Origin of the sequence: Pseudomonas sp. PDM05 (assembly GCF_014851685.1) — a bacterium.
In the GTDB taxonomy this organism is placed as follows: Bacteria; Pseudomonadota; Gammaproteobacteria; order Pseudomonadales; family Pseudomonadaceae; genus Aquipseudomonas.
Map to the genome: position 1 here is coordinate 125,001 of NZ_JACVAC010000003.1, position 17,553 is coordinate 142,553.

Sequence of the window (17,553 nt, forward strand, 5' to 3'; positions counted from 1 at the left end):
GGCGGAGTTGACCCATGGCCTATCAGTTCGACTTTGTGCCCGTGCTGGCCAACACCGACCTGCTGCTGCGTGGCGCGCTGTTCACCTTGGAGTTGACCGCCATTGGCGCGATTCTCGGGGTGGCCCTGGGCACTGCCGGCGCCGTGGTGCGGGCGTGGAAGATCCAGCCGTTCGCCTGGTTCTTCGGCGTGTACGTCGAGTTGATCCGCAACACGCCGTTCCTGGTGCAGCTGTTCTTCATCTTCTTCGGCCTGCCGTCCCTGGGGCTGAAGATCACCGAATGGCAAGCCGCCGTGCTGGCGATGGTGATCAACCTGGGCGCCTACTCCACCGAAATCATCCGCGCCGGCATCCAGGCCGTCCCCCGTGGGCAACTGGAAGCCGCAGCGGCGCTGGCGATGACGCGTTTCGAAGCGTTTCGCCACGTGGTGCTGCTACCGGCACTGGGCAAGGTGTGGCCGGCCCTGAGCAGCCAGATCATCATCGTAATGCTCGGTTCGGCAGTGTGTTCGCAGATCGCCACCGAAGAGTTGAGCTTTGCCGCCAACTTTATCCAATCGCGCAATTTCCGCGCCTTTGAAACCTATGCCCTGACCACCCTGGTGTACCTGTGCATGGCCTTGATGATTCGCCAGTTGCTCAACTGGATCGGCCGCCGGTTTGTGATGAGGAATAGCCGATGAGTGATTTTTCGTTCTGGGACATCGTGCGCAACCTGCTCACCGGCCTGCAATGGACCCTGCTGCTGTCGCTGGTGGCGTTCATCGGCGGCGGCTTGATCGGCTTGCTGGTGATGACCCTGCGCATCAGCAGCAAGGCGTTCCCGCGGAACGTGGCACGCACCTATATCGAATTGTTCCAGGGCACACCGTTGCTGATGCAACTGTTCCTGGTGTTTTTCGGTATCGCCCTGCTCGGTGTGGATATTTCGCCCTGGCTTGCCGCAGCGATTGCCCTGACCCTGTTCACCAGTGCCTACCTCGCCGAAATCTGGCGCGGCTGCGTCGACTCCATCGCCCACGGGCAATGGGAGGCCTCGGCCAGCCTGGCGCTCAACCCACTGGAGCAACTGCGCTACGTGATCCTGCCCCAGGCCCTGCGAATTGCCGTGGCGCCCACCGTGGGCTTCTCGGTGCAGGTGGTCAAAGGCACCGCCGTGACCTCGATCATCGGCTTCACCGAACTGACCAAGACCGGCGGCATGCTCGCCAACGCCACCTTCGAGCCCTTCATGGTCTACGGCCTGGTGGCCCTTGGTTACTTTTTGCTCTGCTACCCCCTGTCCCTCAGCGCGCGCTACCTGGAAAGGAGACTGCATGCCTCTGCTTAGAATTTCCGCCCTGCATAAGTATTACGGCGATCACCACGTCCTAAAGGGCATCGACCTGACCGTTGAAGAAGGCCAGGTGGTGGCGATCATCGGCCGCAGCGGCTCGGGCAAGTCCACCTTGCTGCGCACCCTCAACGGCCTGGAATCGATCAACGACGGCGTGATCGAAGTCGACGGCGAGTACCTCGACGCCGCTCGCGCCGACCTGCGCAGCCTGCGACAGAAAGTCGGCATGGTGTTCCAGCAATTCAACCTGTTCCCACACCTGACGGTGGGCGAAAACGTGATGCTCGCACCACAGGTGGTGCAGAAAGTGCCCAAGGCCAAGGCCGCGCAACTGGCCAGGCAGATGCTGGAACGCGTCGGGCTCGGCGAAAAATTCGATGCCTTCCCTGATCGCTTGTCCGGCGGCCAGCAACAACGCGTGGCGATTGCCCGTGCGCTGGCCATGTCGCCGAAAGTCTTGCTGTGCGACGAAATCACCTCGGCCCTGGACCCGGAGTTGGTCAACGAAGTGCTCAGCGTGGTGCGCCAGCTGGCCAAGGACGGCATGACCCTGATCATGGTGACCCACGAAATGCGCTTCGCCCGCGAAGTCGGCGACAAGCTGGTGTTCATGCACCAGGGCAAGGTGCATGAAGTGGGCGACCCCAAGGTGCTGTTCGCCAACCCGCAGACCACTGAACTCGCCAACTTCATTGGCTCGGTGGAGCAGGCAGGCTGATCAGCTCAAGGCTGCCGCGTCCTTCCAGGCGCGCCTCGTTGCGCACCTCCAGGGCATCGGCTGGCAGGTCGGTGTCGATGTCGACTTGAGCGGTCAGCCTTCGCCCTGCCACCCGCATCCCCGCCACTCGCACCTCCAGGGTCTGGCCAGGCAGCAATTGCCCATCCGCCGACTCGTCGGGCCGTTGCATCGCCGCCCACTCGACCGCGCGGCCGTCCACCCGCGCGTGCTTGAGGCTCAGGCGAAAGCGCCCTGGGCGACCAAACTGAAACCCCTGGCCATCGGCAGCCGCGCCGGTAAAGCGCAACGCCATTGCCGAGGGCTCGGCACACAGCACAGTCAGATGCAGCGAGCGAGTCGGCAGTGCCATGGAGGCGCCTGTCACCGGCCCGGCCCGGCGAATGGCACCGTAGTCGATATGAGCCTGGCTCAACGACAAGCGGCAGTTTTCGGCCCACGCTCCCGGAGCGATCAGTAACGCGCAAAGCAGCATTGCCCACTTAAAGAGCATGGCACACCGCCGATGCAGTCTCGTAGAACTTGTCATTATCCGGCTTGGCCTCGGCGTCGAAACGCAGTGAGCAGGTGGAGGAGTCCGGCAGTGATACCCGCAGGTCTTGCGACTCATTGACATCATTCAGAAAAACCATGCCCTCACCCGCCACGCTGGTAAGGAAGCGGTTGCCCTTGCCGAGTACCGCAGCCCCCTGGGGCAGTGGTCGGCCTTGCGCATCACTGGCGTTGAGCAACACGCGACGGACTTTCACCACATCGAAATCCACGGTATTGACGGAACCACGGCCAGCGGCAAGCACCTGGGTGCCGTTCTTCAAGTCGACGCGCTTGGGCAGCGAGCGGGTTTGCACTTCGACGCGGCTGTTGGTATACGCCGGCAAGCCGGCGATCACCGCGTGCCCACGGTAGTCGGTCCACACCGGGCCTTGCGGGGTTTCGATCCGGGCCGAGCCGATGTCGCCCACGGAAACGATGCCAAACGTGTCCTGTACGGCGTAGGGCGAAAAGGTCACGCCGCGCTCGTGTGCCACGATCCCGCCCTGCAACTGTCCCGAGTAGCTGGTGCCCAGCGGGTCGCGACTGACCCCCAGGCCGACCCGCGTATAGCGCGGCAGCAGGTCGACATGAGCGCGAGTCGATTGCTCCCCAGCCTTGAGGTCTCGCTCGACGCCCACCTCGTAGTTCACGTACTCGTTGACCCGCTCGTTCAGCGCAGTGCCGGCGCCGAACTGATCCCCACGGCGGCTGGCATAGCTGTTCAGGCGACGATCAGCGCCCAGGGGCACGCTGACTTGCAGGCGTACCGCCAGGTCATTGTCCTGGGGCGCGTTGCGGCGGTTGCCGTCGGGCGTGGAATCACGCGTGCCGCCTACCTGCGAATCGGCAATCAACGCGACATCCACGTGATTGAACGACTTGTTCCACGAAGCGAACACCTGCTCGGCGGTCCGCCCGTCGAATTGCGCACTGCGGGTATATCCCAGGGAGAACACGCCCAGCGAGGGATCGACCCAGCTCATGCCCGCCGTATATTGGTTCTTGAACCGCGTACCCAGCTCATCGGCCGTCCATGACCGGCCCGCTTCGAGCACCTCCCGATAACCACGGGTCTGGCGGGTGGCGCTGAGGTTGGCTTGCACATTGGCGGAAACGGGGCTGCTCACCGACACGGTACTGCGCGAACCGGACACTGCGTTGCGGCTGTCCCGGGAAAGGTTGTGGCGCGCGCCCACTGCAACCCGCTGGAAAAACACGTTGCTCAAACTGCCTCCCGCCGACCAGTAGTCTTCGGCGCCCAACACGCCAAGCCCCATGGACGAATCGCGCCCAAGCCCCCAGGTGCCGCTGCCCATGGCAACCATCGGTGACGCCGCCCCTTCGCCAGTGCTTTCACGCGCCTTCCCCACCGAGAAGTAGTAGCCGGGGGCAGCCGCAGCGCCGCCGAACGACGCGGCCGGTACAACAAAGCTGCGCTTGGCGCCCCGCACATCGATCACGCTGACTTCAAGGTCACTGGTGCCATTGAGCAGGGGCAACCCCGTCAGACGAAACGGCCCCTCGGGCACCAGCGTGTTGTGGATCAGCACACCGGATTGACGCACCTCGATCCGCGACTGGCTATGGGCAAGCCCCTCGACCACCGCGTTATGACTGCCTGCCGGCACCCGCGACTGGCCATCGGGGGAAAACTGCAAACCCGACAACTGCACACCGCCAAACAGCGGGTTGTTGCTGGAGATCTGGCCCAGTTGAAAGGTCGACTGCAACGCCGCGATGTCCCGCTGGGCATAGGCGTACAGATGCTCGGTGCGGACCTTGCCGTTATCCGACACATAGAACTGGCGGCTGCGAACGATCCAGTCCTCCCAGTTGAAGCCCGCCTCCGTATAGGCCGACACGAACCGGCTGGGCCCACTGCGCGAGCGGCTGTCAAAACCCAGCAGGTCATAGTTGAACAATGCCGCCCCTCCGCCTTGGGAAAATTGTCCGGCTTCCCATTGGGGCTCACGCAATGACTGGGTGGGCACCACCAACGCGACTTCGTCGATGCCGGGGCGCAGCCTCACCATCGTCGTCGGAAACTCACCGAGGAAGTCATGACAGGCCTCGCCCGGTGCCGCGCCCTCGCCAATGACCGTATCGGGTTTGACCAACCCGGCCTTTTCCAGCAAGCCAGGGGTAAAACACAATCGGCCTTGTGCGTCGAAACGGGCATCCACCAGCCCGAGCGGGTTTCCATTGACCCGCAATCCGACCACATGGACGCCCTCGCGAAAACGCGCGGCGCTACGAAAATAGTCGGAGACCTTCGGGTCAATGCCAAGGGTGGTCAGCGCCGCCAGGTCGAAACCCTCGCCCAACTCGAGGGCCGATACCAGGGCCGGCAAGCTCCAGAGCGTGGCAACCCCCACGAACAGTGACGGCCGGCGCGACCTGGAAGAAGCCGTAATGGGGACACTCGACAGGTTTGTCATGGGCTGATCAACCCTCGCCCTGGGTGATCGGCGCCTGGTAACTGTCTACCGAGAAACCGTAGACCGTGGCCGGCTGGATCTCGACCGTGACTGAGCCCGCCATGGGCCCGTCGGCCTTCGCGGTCAGCGTTTCACCCGGCAAGAGGTAGGCACGCGGCAACGTGGCCGGGACGCCCTGCGGCAACAAGCGCACGTCTGGCGCCAGGCGTACGACATACGCGCTGTCGTTATGCACCGTGAGCTGCTCACCGGCCCGCCGCCACACCAGCAGTTCCCAGGGCGTGTGGTGCCAAGGCAGGCCCCGCGGGTGAAGGATCAGCGGCAAATTCTGGCGCAGGGTGATACCGATGGTCGCAGCGCCGGCGGCACGTGCCTGGGGAATCCCCTCGAAGGACACACGCTTGAGCCGCTGGGTCTTCAGCGGTTCCGTCGATGTGCCGATAAAACGCACCAGTTGCGTATCGCCCGCCTCCACCCGTGTGATCGGCGGCGTGACAATCAGTAGCGGGGCCTGGTCCTCGGGCACATTTTCCACGACGGAATGCAGCAGCGCCGGGCCCGCGTCCGTATTCTTGACATTGAGTGTGGCTTCACCCGCTTCTTCATACAGCACGACCACAGTAGTTTCCGGCTGCATGCCGTCCGCTGCCGCAACATTGGTTAAAAGAATAAATAAACTTGCCACCTGTAACAGCACACTGTTTATTACTGAAGAACCACGCACGCAGTATTCCCCGCAATCCATGAAGTAACGGTTGATAGCCAAGCGCCCACGTAAAACAGCCGACAAGAAGTAGTTACACTTCTTGAACGGCTGTATTGTCGTCGTTTAGATGTAACTCAATACCAGCGTGGCTCGCCCATCAATGGAGACGTCGCGGCTCAGGTCCAGGTCCTGGGCTTTATTGATGACGGCCTTCACTGCAATGGTCCCTGTCAGTTGGGTGATGGAGGCAGGTGTAATCGTCGAACCGTTGCGCCAGGAGTACTGGCTGGGTGACTGCGCAACCTTGCCATCACTGCTCTGCCAAGCTCCGCCACCGGAGCGCATGATCGGATACAGCGTTACGCCGGAAGACCGCAGATCCTTGAGCGTGATCGAATAGCCACCGGTTCTGCGGTTTCCTGCCAGGCCCAAGCCATAGTTCTGCGCCTCGGTAAAGCCGGCACCCAGGATACCCGTCACCTTGCTGCCCGCTTGCAGGTCGGTGAAGGTGATGCCGAACTTCGCTGGCGTAGAACCGCAGTTGACGACCAGGGAAGTGGTCCTCTCCTCGCGCGGGTTGAATGCTGTCTGGGACAGTTCACCGGAACGGATCACGCCGTAATCGACAACGCCACTGCCCGCCAGGCTGAGGTTGCAGGCGGCAGGTGTAATTGAGCCCCTGACCACCAACTGAGCGCTGGTGGTTGCCTGGGCGCTAAGCGTTGCTGCCAGGCAAGCGATACCAAGCGTCAATCCAATAATTTTCTTCATAGTCGACCCGTCACTTAAAGTTATCAGGCGTATTTATTTTTATCCTGGAAATATAAATCCATAAATAAATAACACCACGGCGAAATTGCCGGGTGACAGTCTGTCGCTTTGGTACTCCATTAAAGAATAAGACAACACATCAGTTAGCGTAGGACCCGTAAAAGACAAGTTGTGCAAAGAGCCCGCCTCAGCGGTAGGCGTAGAACAATAAAACAAAAAGAACATCGACCAACCACTGTAGGAGAAGTCATAAGAAGTTCTACAACAGTCCCCGGTTAACAACTCCTACATATCCGTCATCCACCTCGACATAAGCCCGTAAAGACAACCTATATTTTCTGCAAAAAAGCTCCACAAGCGGCCTCAGCGAAATTCCCGAAGCACTACGCGTTGGCTCCAGCGGTCGATCGTGGCACGATGGCTAGGTTATCGACCGAGACCCCCAAACCATGCCGCAATCCCAAGCCAAGAATCTGTCCCTGATCGCCGCCATCGACCTGGGCTCCAACAGCTTTCACATGGTCGTGGCCAAGGCCCAGAACGGTGAGATCCGCATCCTTGAGCGGCTCGGCGAGAAAGTACAACTGGCAGCCGGGATCGATGATGAGCGTCAGCTCAACGAAGAATCCATGCAACGCGGCCTCGATTGCCTCAAGCGTTTCGCCCAGTTGATCAACGGTATGCCGTTGGGCGCCGTGCGTATCGTCGGCACCAATGCTCTGCGTGAAGCGCGCAACCGTGGCGAATTCATCCGCCGCGCCGAAGAGATCCTCGGGCACCCGGTGGAAGTCATCTCCGGCCGTGAGGAAGCACGCCTGATCTACCTCGGTGTATCCCACACCCTGGCCGACACCCCCGGCAAACGCCTGGTCGCCGACATCGGCGGGGGCAGTACCGAATTCATCATCGGCCAACGATTCGAGCCATTGTTGCGCGAAAGCCTGCAGATGGGCTGCGTCAGCTACACCCAGCGCTATTTCAAGGACGGCAAGATCACCCCGGCACGCTACGCCCAGGCCTACACGGCGGCGCGGCTGGAGATCATGAGCATCGAGCACGCCCTGCACCGCCTGACCTGGGACGAAGCCATCGGCTCCTCCGGCACCATCCGCGCCATCGGCCTGGCCCTGAAAGCCGGCGGCCATGGCACCGGCGAGGTGAATGCCGAAGGCCTGGCGTGGCTCAAGCGCAAGCTGTTCAAGCTGGGTGACGCGGAAAAAATCGACTTTGACGGCATCAAGCCCGACCGTCGCACCATCTTTCCGGCGGGCCTGGCGATTCTCGAGGCGATCTTCGACGCCCTCGAACTACAACGCATGGACCACTGCGACGGAGCCCTGCGTGAAGGCGTGCTCTACGACCTGCTGGGCCGCCATCACCACGAAGACGTGCGTGAGCGCACCCTCGGCTCGCTGATGGAGCGCTATCACGTCGACATGGAACAAGCGGTGCGCGTGGAGCGCAAAGCCCTGCACGCCTTCGACCAGGTCGCGGCCGACTGGGACCTGGAAGACGGTGTCTGGCGTGAGCTGCTGGGTTGGGCGGCCAAGGTGCATGAAGTGGGCCTGGACATCGCCCACTACCATTACCACAAGCACGGCGCCTACCTGATCGAGCACTCCGACCTCGCCGGGTTCTCCCGCGAAGACCAACAGATGCTCGCCCTGCTGGTGCGCGGCCACCGCCGCAACATCCCCAAGGACAAGTTCGCCGAGTTCGGCGACGACGGCATCAAGCTGATCCGCCTGTGCGTGCTGCTGCGTTTTGCGATCCTGTTCCATCACATCCGTGGTACCCAGGAAATGCCCCAGGTGACCTTGCGCGCCGACGGCGAGAGCCTGGACGTGGTGTTCCCGAAAGGCTGGCTGGATGAAAACCAACTGACCCAGGCGGATTTTGCGCAAGAAGCGGAATGGTTGACGCGAGTGGGGTTCACGCTGAACGTGCGCTGAGGCGCTCTAAAGAACACTGCAAAAACAAATGTGGGAGCGGGCTTGCCCGCGATGACGGAGTGTCAGTCAATGCATCTTTGACTGACCTACCGCTATCGCGGGCAAGCCCGCTCCCACATTAGGTTTGTCGCAGGTTTCAGCTCACCGCCAGGATCGGGCTACCCAACCGCTCCAACAACGTCGCCTGCGCACTGCGCGGGTTCTGGTTGCCGGTTGGCGTGTTGCGCACGTAGCGCCCGTCCGATTGCAGGCTCCAGCTGTGGGTGTTGTCGGTCAGGTAGCTTTCCAGCTCCTTCTTGACGCGCATGATCAGCTTCTTGCCTTCCACCGGGAAGCAAGTCTCCACACGCTTGTCGAGGTTGCGCTCCATCCAGTCGGCGCTGGAGAGGAACATCTGCTCTTCGCCGCCATTGAGGAAATAGAACACCCGCGTGTGCTCCAGGAAGCGGCCGATGATCGAGCGCACGTGGATGTTGTGCGATACGCCGACAATCCCCGGACGCAGGCAGCACATGCCGCGCACCACCAGGTCGATGCGTACGCCGGACTGGCTGGCCTTGTACAGCGCGCGGATGATCTTCGGATCGGTCAGCGAGTTGAACTTGGCAATGATGTGCGCCGGCTTGCCGTCGAGGGCGAACTGGGTTTCGCGGGCAATCATGTCGAGCATGCCCTTCTTGAGGGTGAACGGCGCATGCAGCAGCTTTTTCATGCGCAGCGTCTTGCCCATACCGATCAACTGGCTGAACAACTTGCCGACGTCTTCGCACAGGGCGTCGTCGGAAGTCAGCAGGCTGTAGTCGGTGTAGAGCTTGGCGTTGCCGGCGTGGTAGTTGCCGGTGCCCAAGTGGGCGTAGCGCACAATCTCACCCGCTTCGCGGCGCAGGATCAGCATCATCTTGGCGTGGGTCTTGAAGCCGACCACGCCGTAGATCACCACCGCACCGGCCGCTTGCAGGCGGCTGGCCAGTTGCAGGTTGGACTCTTCGTCGAAGCGCGCCCGCAACTCGATCACCGCGGTGACTTCCTTGCCGTTGCGCGCAGCGTCGACCAGGGCGTCAACGATTTCCGAGTTGGCGCCGGAGCGGTACAGGGTCTGGCGTACGGCCAGAACGTGCGGGTCCTTGGCGGCCTGGCGCAGCAGGTCGACCACCGGGGTGAACGACTCGAACGGGTGCAGCAACAGGATGTCCTGCTTGCTCACCACGCTGAAAATGTTCTCGCTGTTTTGCAGCAGTTTCGGGATCTGCGGGGTGAACGGGGTGTATTGCAGTTCCGGATGACTGTCCAGGCCGGTAATGCTGAACAGGCGCGTCAGGTTCACCGGACCGTTGACCTGATACAGCTCGGTCTCGCCCAGATTGAACTGCTTGAGCAGGTAATCCGACAGATGTTTCGGGCAGGTGTCGGCCACTTCCAGGCGTACCGCATCACCATAGCGCCGCGAGAACAGCTCGCCGCGCAGGGCACGGGCCAAGTCTTCGACGTCTTCGGAGTCCAGCGCCAGGTCGGCGTTGCGGGTCAGGCGGAACTGGTAGCAGCCTTTGACCTTCATGCCCTGGAACAGGTCATCGGCATGGGCATGGATCATCGACGACAGGAATACATAGTTATCGCCAGCGCCCCCCACCTCTTCCGGTACTTTGATGATCCGTGGCAGCAAGCGCGGCGCCGGGATGATCGCCAAGCCCGAATCGCGACCGAAGGCGTCGATGCCTTCCAGCTCGACGATGAAGTTGAGGCTCTTGTTCACCAGCAACGGGAACGGGTGCGTCGGGTCGAGACCGATCGGGGTGATGATCGGCGCGATTTCGTCACGGAAGTAACGGCGCACCCAGGTCTTGATCTTGGTGGTCCAGTGGCGGCGACGGATGAAGCGGACCTGATGTTTCTCCAGTTCCGGCAGCAGGATGTCGTTGAGGATCGCGTACTGGCGGTCCACGTGGCCATGCACCAGCTCGCTGATGCGCGCCAGCGCTTGATGCGGTTGCAGGCCGTCGGCGCCGGCTTGTTCACGGGCGAAGGTGATCTGCTTCTTGAGGCCGGCGACGCGGATTTCGAAGAACTCGTCCAGGTTGCTGGAGAAGATCAGCAGGAACTTCAGGCGTTCCAGCAACGGGTAGGACTCATCCAGCGCCTGTTCCAGCACGCGGATGTTGAATTGCAGTTGTGACAGCTCGCGATGGATGTACAGGCTGCTGTCATCCAGGTTGGTCACCACCGCCACAGGCGCCGGGGCCGGTGTTTCGACCACCACGACAGGTGGGGCCGGCTCCAGCTCCGGCGGGGTCTCGGTGACGGGTTCAACCACCGGGTGAGCGTCTTTTACGGCAACTTCTGTGAGTCCTTCGGTATTCATCAAGTGTTCCTGTGAGGGCTATTGTTGCTCTCTAAGCAATTGGGCAGCGCGGGCGGCGAAGTAAGTCAGGATGCCATCAGCGCCGGCACGTTTAAAGGCAGTCAGGGATTCAAGGATCACCCCTTCACTCAACCAACCATTCTGGATCGCGGCCATGTGCATGGCGTATTCACCGCTGACCTGATAGACAAAGGTCGGCACTTTGAATTCCTCTTTGACCCGGTAAAGGATGTCCAGGTACGGCATCCCGGGTTTGACCATCACCATGTCGGCGCCTTCGGCCAGGTCGGCCGCCACTTCGTGCAGGGCTTCGTGGCTGTTGGCCGGGTCCATCTGGTACGAGGCCTTATTGGCCTTGCCCAGGTTCAGTGCCGAACCCACCGCATCGCGGAACGGGCCGTAATAGGCGCTGGCGTACTTGGCCGAGTAGGCCATGATCCGCACATTGACGTGACCGGCCAGCTCCAGGGCTTCGCGGATCGCCTGGATGCGGCCGTCCATCATGTCCGACGGTGCAACCACCTGGGCACCGGCTGCGGCATGGGACAAGGCTTGCTTGACCAGCGCATCGACGGTGATGTCATTCTGAACATAGCCGTCTTCGTCCAGAATGCCATCCTGGCCGTGGGTGGTGAACGGGTCCAGGGCAACATCGGTGATCACGCCCAGCTCCGGGAAACGCTCGCGCAGGGCGCGGGTGGCGCGCTGGGCGATGCCCTGCGGGTTCCAGGCTTCGGCCGCGTCGAGGGATTTGAGCCCCGCCGGTGTGACCGGGAACAACGCCACCGCCGGAATCCCCAGCTCGACCCAACCCGCCGCCTCGATCAGCAACTGATCAATGGTCAAGCGCTCCACACCCGGCATCGACGCCACTGCTTCGCGCCGATTCTCGCCGTCGAGCACAAACACCGGCAGGATCAGATCATTCGTCGTCAGCACGTTTTCACGGACCAGACGGCGAGAAAAATCATCACGACGATTGCGACGCAGGCGGGTGGCGGGGAACAGGCGATTGGCAGGGGTAAAGCTCACGACAGACTCCTGAGCCCGCGTTTACGGGCGAGCGTTGCAGTTATAAGCGGGCATTATGACGAATGAATGACAGTTGTGCTTAACGGTGCGACCTGTAGCCGCATTCGTCATTTATGTAGGAATTGTTCACTTCAAGACACATCTCGATACTTTCATGAATGTTCACGAAGGCGTAGGCTGCGCGTTCATTTCGCCAGCACCCCAGACCATGCTTCAACAATTCCTGCATGACTTCGGCTACTTTGCGCTCTTCCTGGGCACCTTCTTTGAAGGTGAGACCATCCTTGTGCTCGCAGGCTTCCTGGCGTTCCGTGGGTACATGGACATCAATCTGGTGGTGGTCGTTGCCTTCTTCGGCAGCTATGCCGGCGACCAGTTGTGGTACTTCCTGGGGCGCAAGCACGGCCGCAAGCTGTTGGCGCGCAAGCCGCGCTGGCAATTGATGGGCGACAAAGCCCTGGAGCATATCCGCAAGCACCCGGACATCTGGGTACTGAGCTTCCGCTTCGTCTACGGCTTGCGCACGGTGATGCCCGTGGCGATCGGCCTTTCCGGTTATCCGCCGGTGCGCTACCTGATCCTCAACGGCATTGGCGCGGCGATCTGGGCGGCAGCGCTGGGCGCAGCGGCGTACCACTTCGGCGCGGTGCTCGAAGGCATGCTCGGCAGCGTCAAGAAGTACGAGCTGTGGGTGCTGGGCGCGCTGCTGGTGCTGGGCTTTGGCCTGTGGCTGCGCCGCCGGATCAAGAACGCGCGCATCGCCCGTCAAGCCTGCGCCGACGCCAAGGCCCGGCTCGCGGCCGAGCCGGCGGCGGTCGAGGCGCCTAAGACACCAGTCGAGTAAGCCGGCTTCTGCAACAGTAGAGGCCGATCACGCTAAGCAGGCTGTAACTCGCCAGGCCCAGCCAGCCCAGGTTGCTGGACGGCCACAGCCCGACCTGCGGCGCCAGCCACACCAGCGGCACATTCAGCGCCAGCCGCGTCAGCTCGGCCTTCAGCGCCCACGGCCGGTCCTCCAGGGCCACGCCCAGGGTAAACAATCCCAGTGCCATGGCACTCCAGCCCAGAATCAACGCGGCGGTCGGCAGGCCTTCACCGAAATTCATCAGATAGCTGCCAAACCCCACATACGCGGCAAATTGCAGGGCGATGTACACCTGTTGGCGCACATCCAGCGGCACCTCGAATTTGCGGAACTGACTCAAGTCGTGCTTGGCCAACGGGTACCTGGCTTTCACGTCCGCCGGGCGCCAGCCGGTGCGCATGAACCAGATGCGCAATTTGTCCCACCACTTCTCGGTGCGCCGCGCATCACTCCACAGTTGCGCATAAAACTGCAGGTTGGCCCACAGCGGGTTCCAGCTGGCCAGGGGCGTGGTCACGCCGAAAATCACCGGTTCGTTGTCGTCTTCTTCCTGGAAGGTGCCGAACAGCCGGTCCCAAATAATGAACACACCGCCGTAGTTGCGATCCATGTAGAGAGCGTTTTGTGCATGGTGCGCCCGATGATTGGACGGTGTGACGAAGAACCATTCGAACCAGCCAAGTTTGGGCACGTGGCGGGTATGCACCCAGAATTGGTACAGCAGGTTGAGCGACGCCACGCTGATAAACACCACCAGCGGCACGCCGACCACCGCCAGGGGCAGGTAGAAGATCCAGCTCAGCAGGAAACCGGTGCTGGTCTGGCGCAGGGCGGTGCTGAGGTTGTAGTCCTCACTCTGATGGTGCACCGAATGCGCGGCCCACAAAATATTGCGCTCGTGACCCATGCGGTGCAGCCAGTAGTAGCAGAAGTCGTAGAACACGAAAGCGAATACCCAGGTCCAGGGGTTCTGGGCAGGCAATTCAAGCAGCGCCAAGTGTTTGAGGGCAAACGCGTAGGTGAGCAGCCCCACGCCTTTGGTCAGCAAGCCCGTGGTGGTGGACAGCACGCCGGTGCTGAGGCTGTTGATGGCGTCTGCCACCCGGTAATTGCGCGCGCCGCGCCAGCGGTCGGCAAGCAGCTCTACCACGATCAAGGCGATGAAAAACGGTACCGCGTAAGGCACGAAGTCCATGGGCTAGTCCGGTCTATTTTTGTTACATCTAGAGTAGGTGTAGCGCCGCGAGAGCCCATTGGCAACAGGTGACAAATTAGTAGACATTTAACGCCAAGACCCTAGGAGAAATGCCCATGAGCAAAAAGATTGCAGTGATCCTTTCCGGCTGCGGCGTGTACGACGGCGCCGAGATCCACGAAAGCGTGATCACCCTGCTGCGTCTGGACCAGCGCGGCGCTCAGGTCCAATGCTTTGCCCCGGACATTGCGCAACTGCACGTGATCAACCACCTCACCGGCGAAGAAATGCCCGAGTCGCGCAACGTACTGGTGGAGTCGGCACGTATCGCTCGCGGTGAAGTGAAGGACATTGGCGAGGCCAACGCCGCCGACTTCGACGCGCTGATCGTGCCCGGAGGGTTTGGGGCGGCGAAGAACCTGTCGAACTTTGCCGTGGAAGGCGCCAGTTGCAGCGTCAACCCGCAGGTACTGGCGTTGGCCGAAGCCTTTGCCGAAGCGGGCAAGCCGGTAGGGCTGATCTGCATCTCCCCGGCCCTGGCCGCGAAGATCTACGGCCCCGGCGTGACCTGCACCATCGGCAATTGCGCTGACACGGCAGCGGCCCTGGACAAGATGGGCGCCACCCACCAGGAATGCGCGGTGGACGACATCGTCGAGGACACGGCGCGCAGGCTGGTAAGCACACCGGCCTATATGGTGGGCAAAAGCATCAGCGAGGTGGCGTCAGGCATCAACAAGCTGGTGGACCGCGTGCTCGAACTGACCCACGAAAACGCTTGACCTTGTAGTGAGCGGGCTTGCCCCGCGCCGGGGGGCGAAGCCGCCCTAAAACCAGGCACCTCGGTCTCCCTGAAACACCGCAGCGCTCTATTGGGGCGGCTTCGCCCCCCAGCGCGGGGCAAGCCCGCTCACTACATCAGGGTTGGCGCATCAGGCGCGTGAGGATTCGGTCCAGGGCATTGGCAAACGCCTGCTTGTCCTTCTCGCCATGGGGCGGCGGGCCACCGCCCATGTGGCCTTGTTCGCGCAGATCGGTGAACAGGTTGCGCACCGCCAGGCGTTCACTCATGTTCGCCGGGCTGAACTCCTTGCCCCGCGGGTCGAGGGCCGTAACGCCCTTCTTCACCAAACGATCCGCCAGGGGCACGTCGCTGCAGATCACCAAGTCGCCGGGCACCGCGTGCTCCACCAGATAATCATCCGCCGCGTCAGGGCCGCTAGGTACCACGATCAGCTTCACGCAGGCAAAGCTCGGCTTGATCTGGCTTTGTCCGGCCACCAGCACCACCTCGAACTGACGCTTGAGGGCGAACTTGACCACCTGATCCTTGGCTGCCCGAGGGCAGGCGTCGGCATCGATCCATACGCGCATAAACACTCCTCATATCCACAACACAGTTCAACATGTGGGAGCGGGCTTGTGTGGGAGCGGGCTTGCTCGCGAAAGCGGTGGGTCAGCAATATATAGGCAAGCTGATACACCGCATTCGCGAGCAAGCCCGCTCCCACACTGACTGTGCCCGCTTAAGCAGTGGCGTGGCGCTTCTCAGCCAACCGACTGCGGCCATACAACACCACAATCGCCAGGATCGCCACCGCCTGCGCACTCAACGAGTACGCATCGGCATGAATTCCTAGCCAGTCAAAGTCAAAAAATGCCACCGGCCGCGTACCGAAGATGCCGGCTTCTTGCAGCGCCTTCACGCCATGCCCGGCAAACACCACCGACAACGCACACAGCAGCGCTGCGTTGATGCCGAAGAACAGTGCCAATGGCAGCTTCGCCGAACCGCGCAGGATCACCCACGCCAGGCCCACCAACAGCACCAGCGCCGTGGCGCCGCCGGCCACCACCGCGTTGTGCCCCGCCGGACCGGCTTGCAGCCACAGGGTTTCGTAGAACAGGATCACTTCGAACAGCTCGCGGTACACCGAGAAGAACGCCAGCATCGCAAAACCAAAGCGCCCGCCGCCGCCAACCAGGCTGCTCTTGATGTAGTCCTGCCAGGCGGCGGCGTGACGACGGTCGTGCATCCACACGCCGAGCCACAGCACCATCACACTGGCGAACAGCGCCGTGCAGCCTTCAAGCAGTTCGCGCTGGGCGCCACTGACGTCAATCACATACGCCGCCAGCGCCCAGGTCGCCAGCCCGGCCAACAGCGCCAGGCCCCAGCCGACGTTGACGCTGCGCACCGCCGACTGCTGGCCGGTGTTGCGCAGGAACGCGAGGATTGCCGCCAGCACCAGGATCGCTTCCAGGCCTTCGCGCAGCAGGATCAGCAAGCCGGAGATGTAGCTCAACGACCAACTCAGGCCATCGCTGCCGAGCAAGCCGGCGGATTGCGTGAGCTTGCCCTTGGCCACGTCCAGGCGCTGTTGCACCTGCTCGATCGGCAACCCGTCCTGCAACGACTGCCGATAGGCCATCAGGGCTTTCTCAGTGTCCTTGCGCACGTTGGCGTCGACGTTGTCCAGCGAGCTTTCCACCAACTCGAAGCCTTCCAGGTAGGCGGCGACGGACAGGTCGTAAGCCTGCTCGTGGTCGCCATTGCGGAACGCGGCGAGACTCTTGTCCAGAGTGCTGGCCGTGTAATCCAGCAACTGCGCCGGGCCACGCTTGACCTGCGGCGGTTGAGCACGCTGGGCGCGGAAGGTCGCGGCGGCGCTTGGGCCGCTGGCAGCCAGCACTTCATTTGGGGTCTGGCGGGCCAGGTCGGCGAGGTTGAACGGTTGTTCGCTCTTCGCGGCAGCCGGGTCGGCGGTGAAACCGGCGATGTAGGTGGCCAGGTCCCAGCGCTGACGGTCGTCCAATTGATCGGCGAAAGACGGCATGTCCGTGCCTTCGACGCCCAGGCCGAGGGTGTTGTAGATCGCGTAGAGGCTCAGGCGATCCAGGCGCGTGGTGTCCGTCAGATTGGCAGGCGGCGGCGTCATGCCCATGCCCGCCGGGCCATCACCGGCCCCGGCAGCACCGTGGCACACCGAGCAATGCTGGGCGTAGAGCGGCGCGCCACGCGTCGGGTCAGGGGTGATCGCCGGAGCCTGGCTGACTTCATACGCCACCGCCAGTTGGGCGCCCAATTGCCGGGCCTGGCGAGCCACGGTTGCGCCCTCGGCGTGAGCAGTCACGGCCGCCAGCAACTCATCGACGCCCTTTATCAAGTCGGCCCGCTCGGGCTTCGCCGGCAACTGCGCCACCAACCCCTGCAACACCCCGAGGAATTCCACCTGCTCACGGTATTCGGATTCATCGATGACCTTGCCCGCTTCCACGGTGGGAGGGTAGTCGGCGCCAATGTAGTCCAGCAAATGCAGGGCCTGTGGGGCGCCTTCGGCAGTCGCGGCCAGTAGATTGAAGCTGCACGACATCAGCGCCGGTAGCATCAGCCAGGCGAGAAAACGGAAGGGGGCAGTCATGAATGAATCTCAAAGGGAAATACGAAGTAACACATTGTTGAGGTTTAACGGCTTTGACTCAAGGCGTTAGTGAATGGGCGTTTGCAAAACCCTTGAACCGATGATGGCACTTACCACCATAAACCGAGCAAAAAGCCATTGTTTTGCCACTGATGGCGCCTATAATGCCGCGCCCTGTTATCGCGAAAGGGTCTTTATTGCCTCATT

General features: G+C 62.0%; 15 protein-coding genes. 6 read left to right on the forward strand and 9 right to left on the reverse strand.

Annotated features, from left to right (window positions below; all coding sequences use genetic code 11):
* Window positions 1-14: 14 nt before the first annotated feature.
* From IB241_RS08155 to IB241_RS08165, 3 genes are read left to right on the forward strand one after another with little or no spacing between them, the layout of a single operon-like run.
* On the forward strand, window positions 15-683 hold the full coding sequence (locus IB241_RS08155) for an amino acid ABC transporter permease (protein WP_192297939.1): 669 nt from the start codon (window positions 15-17) through the stop codon (window positions 681-683).
* Complete coding sequence (locus tag IB241_RS08160; protein ID WP_192297940.1) at window positions 680-1,330, forward strand: amino acid ABC transporter permease; 651 nt, start codon at window positions 680-682, stop codon at window positions 1,328-1,330. Before IB241_RS08155 ends, IB241_RS08160 begins: the two co-directional genes overlap by 4 nt.
* Entirely contained in the window at window positions 1,317-2,054 is a 738-nt protein-coding gene (locus IB241_RS08165; protein ID WP_192297941.1) for an amino acid ABC transporter ATP-binding protein, read from the forward strand. Before IB241_RS08160 ends, IB241_RS08165 begins: the two co-directional genes overlap by 14 nt.
* Here IB241_RS08165 and IB241_RS08170 read toward each other — a convergent pair.
* The 4 genes from IB241_RS08170 to IB241_RS08185 form a co-directional block, all read right to left on the reverse strand.
* Window positions 2,026-2,565 (reverse strand): hypothetical protein, encoded by a 540-nt coding sequence (locus IB241_RS08170; protein ID WP_192297942.1) that lies wholly within the window; start codon window positions 2,563-2,565, stop codon window positions 2,026-2,028. The genes IB241_RS08165 and IB241_RS08170 overlap by 29 nt on opposite strands.
* Window positions 2,555-5,044 (reverse strand): fimbria/pilus outer membrane usher protein, encoded by a 2,490-nt coding sequence (locus tag IB241_RS08175; protein WP_192297943.1) that lies wholly within the window; start codon window positions 5,042-5,044, stop codon window positions 2,555-2,557. The genes IB241_RS08170 and IB241_RS08175 overlap by 11 nt, the downstream gene beginning before the upstream one ends.
* Window positions 5,045-5,051: 7 nt before the next feature.
* Window positions 5,052-5,789, reverse strand: a complete 738-nt coding sequence (locus tag IB241_RS08180) for a fimbria/pilus chaperone family protein (protein ID WP_192298240.1) — start codon at window positions 5,787-5,789, stop codon at window positions 5,052-5,054.
* An 84-nt stretch (window positions 5,790-5,873) separates the two neighbouring features.
* On the reverse strand, window positions 5,874-6,521 hold the full coding sequence (locus IB241_RS08185; protein ID WP_192297944.1) for a DUF1120 domain-containing protein: 648 nt from the start codon (window positions 6,519-6,521) through the stop codon (window positions 5,874-5,876).
* Between the two features lie 449 nt (window positions 6,522-6,970).
* On the opposite strand from IB241_RS08185, the gene ppx reads away from it, so the two are divergent.
* Complete coding sequence (ppx, locus tag IB241_RS08190; protein ID WP_192297945.1) at window positions 6,971-8,473, forward strand: exopolyphosphatase; 1,503 nt, start codon at window positions 6,971-6,973, stop codon at window positions 8,471-8,473.
* A 136-nt stretch (window positions 8,474-8,609) separates the two neighbouring features.
* Here the strand turns inward: ppx and ppk1 are convergent, their stop codons facing one another.
* Both ppk1 and hemB read right to left on the reverse strand, forming a co-directional pair.
* A complete protein-coding gene (gene ppk1, locus IB241_RS08195) occupies window positions 8,610-10,832 on the reverse strand; it encodes a polyphosphate kinase 1 (protein ID WP_192297946.1) in 2,223 nt (740 codons plus the stop codon).
* Between the two features lie 18 nt (window positions 10,833-10,850).
* The gene (hemB, locus tag IB241_RS08200) at window positions 10,851-11,864 is read right to left on the reverse strand and encodes a porphobilinogen synthase (protein WP_192297947.1); all 1,014 of its coding nucleotides are present in this window, start codon (window positions 11,862-11,864) and stop codon (window positions 10,851-10,853) included.
* 208 nt (window positions 11,865-12,072) lie between these two features.
* Between hemB and IB241_RS08205 the strand changes: the two genes are divergently transcribed.
* On the forward strand, window positions 12,073-12,708 hold the full coding sequence (locus IB241_RS08205) for a DedA family protein (protein WP_192298241.1): 636 nt from the start codon (window positions 12,073-12,075) through the stop codon (window positions 12,706-12,708).
* Here IB241_RS08205 and IB241_RS08210 read toward each other — a convergent pair.
* Window positions 12,689-13,924, reverse strand: a complete 1,236-nt coding sequence (locus IB241_RS08210; RefSeq protein WP_192297948.1) for a sterol desaturase family protein — start codon at window positions 13,922-13,924, stop codon at window positions 12,689-12,691. The two genes, IB241_RS08205 and IB241_RS08210, sit on opposite strands and share 20 nt — an antisense overlap.
* A 116-nt stretch (window positions 13,925-14,040) precedes the next feature.
* On the opposite strand from IB241_RS08210, the gene elbB reads away from it, so the two are divergent.
* A complete protein-coding gene (gene elbB / locus IB241_RS08215; RefSeq protein ID WP_192297949.1) occupies window positions 14,041-14,706 on the forward strand; it encodes an isoprenoid biosynthesis glyoxalase ElbB in 666 nt (221 codons plus the stop codon).
* Window positions 14,707-14,842: 136 nt separating this feature from the next.
* Here the strand turns inward: elbB and IB241_RS08220 are convergent, their stop codons facing one another.
* Window positions 14,843-15,298: a YaiI/YqxD family protein gene (locus IB241_RS08220; RefSeq protein WP_192297950.1), complete on the reverse strand. Its 456-nt coding sequence runs from the start codon at window positions 15,296-15,298 to the stop codon at window positions 14,843-14,845.
* A 152-nt stretch (window positions 15,299-15,450) separates the two neighbouring features.
* Entirely contained in the window at window positions 15,451-17,346 is a 1,896-nt protein-coding gene (locus IB241_RS08225) for an FTR1 family protein (RefSeq protein ID WP_192297951.1), read from the reverse strand.
* Window positions 17,347-17,553: the final 207 nt, after the last annotated feature.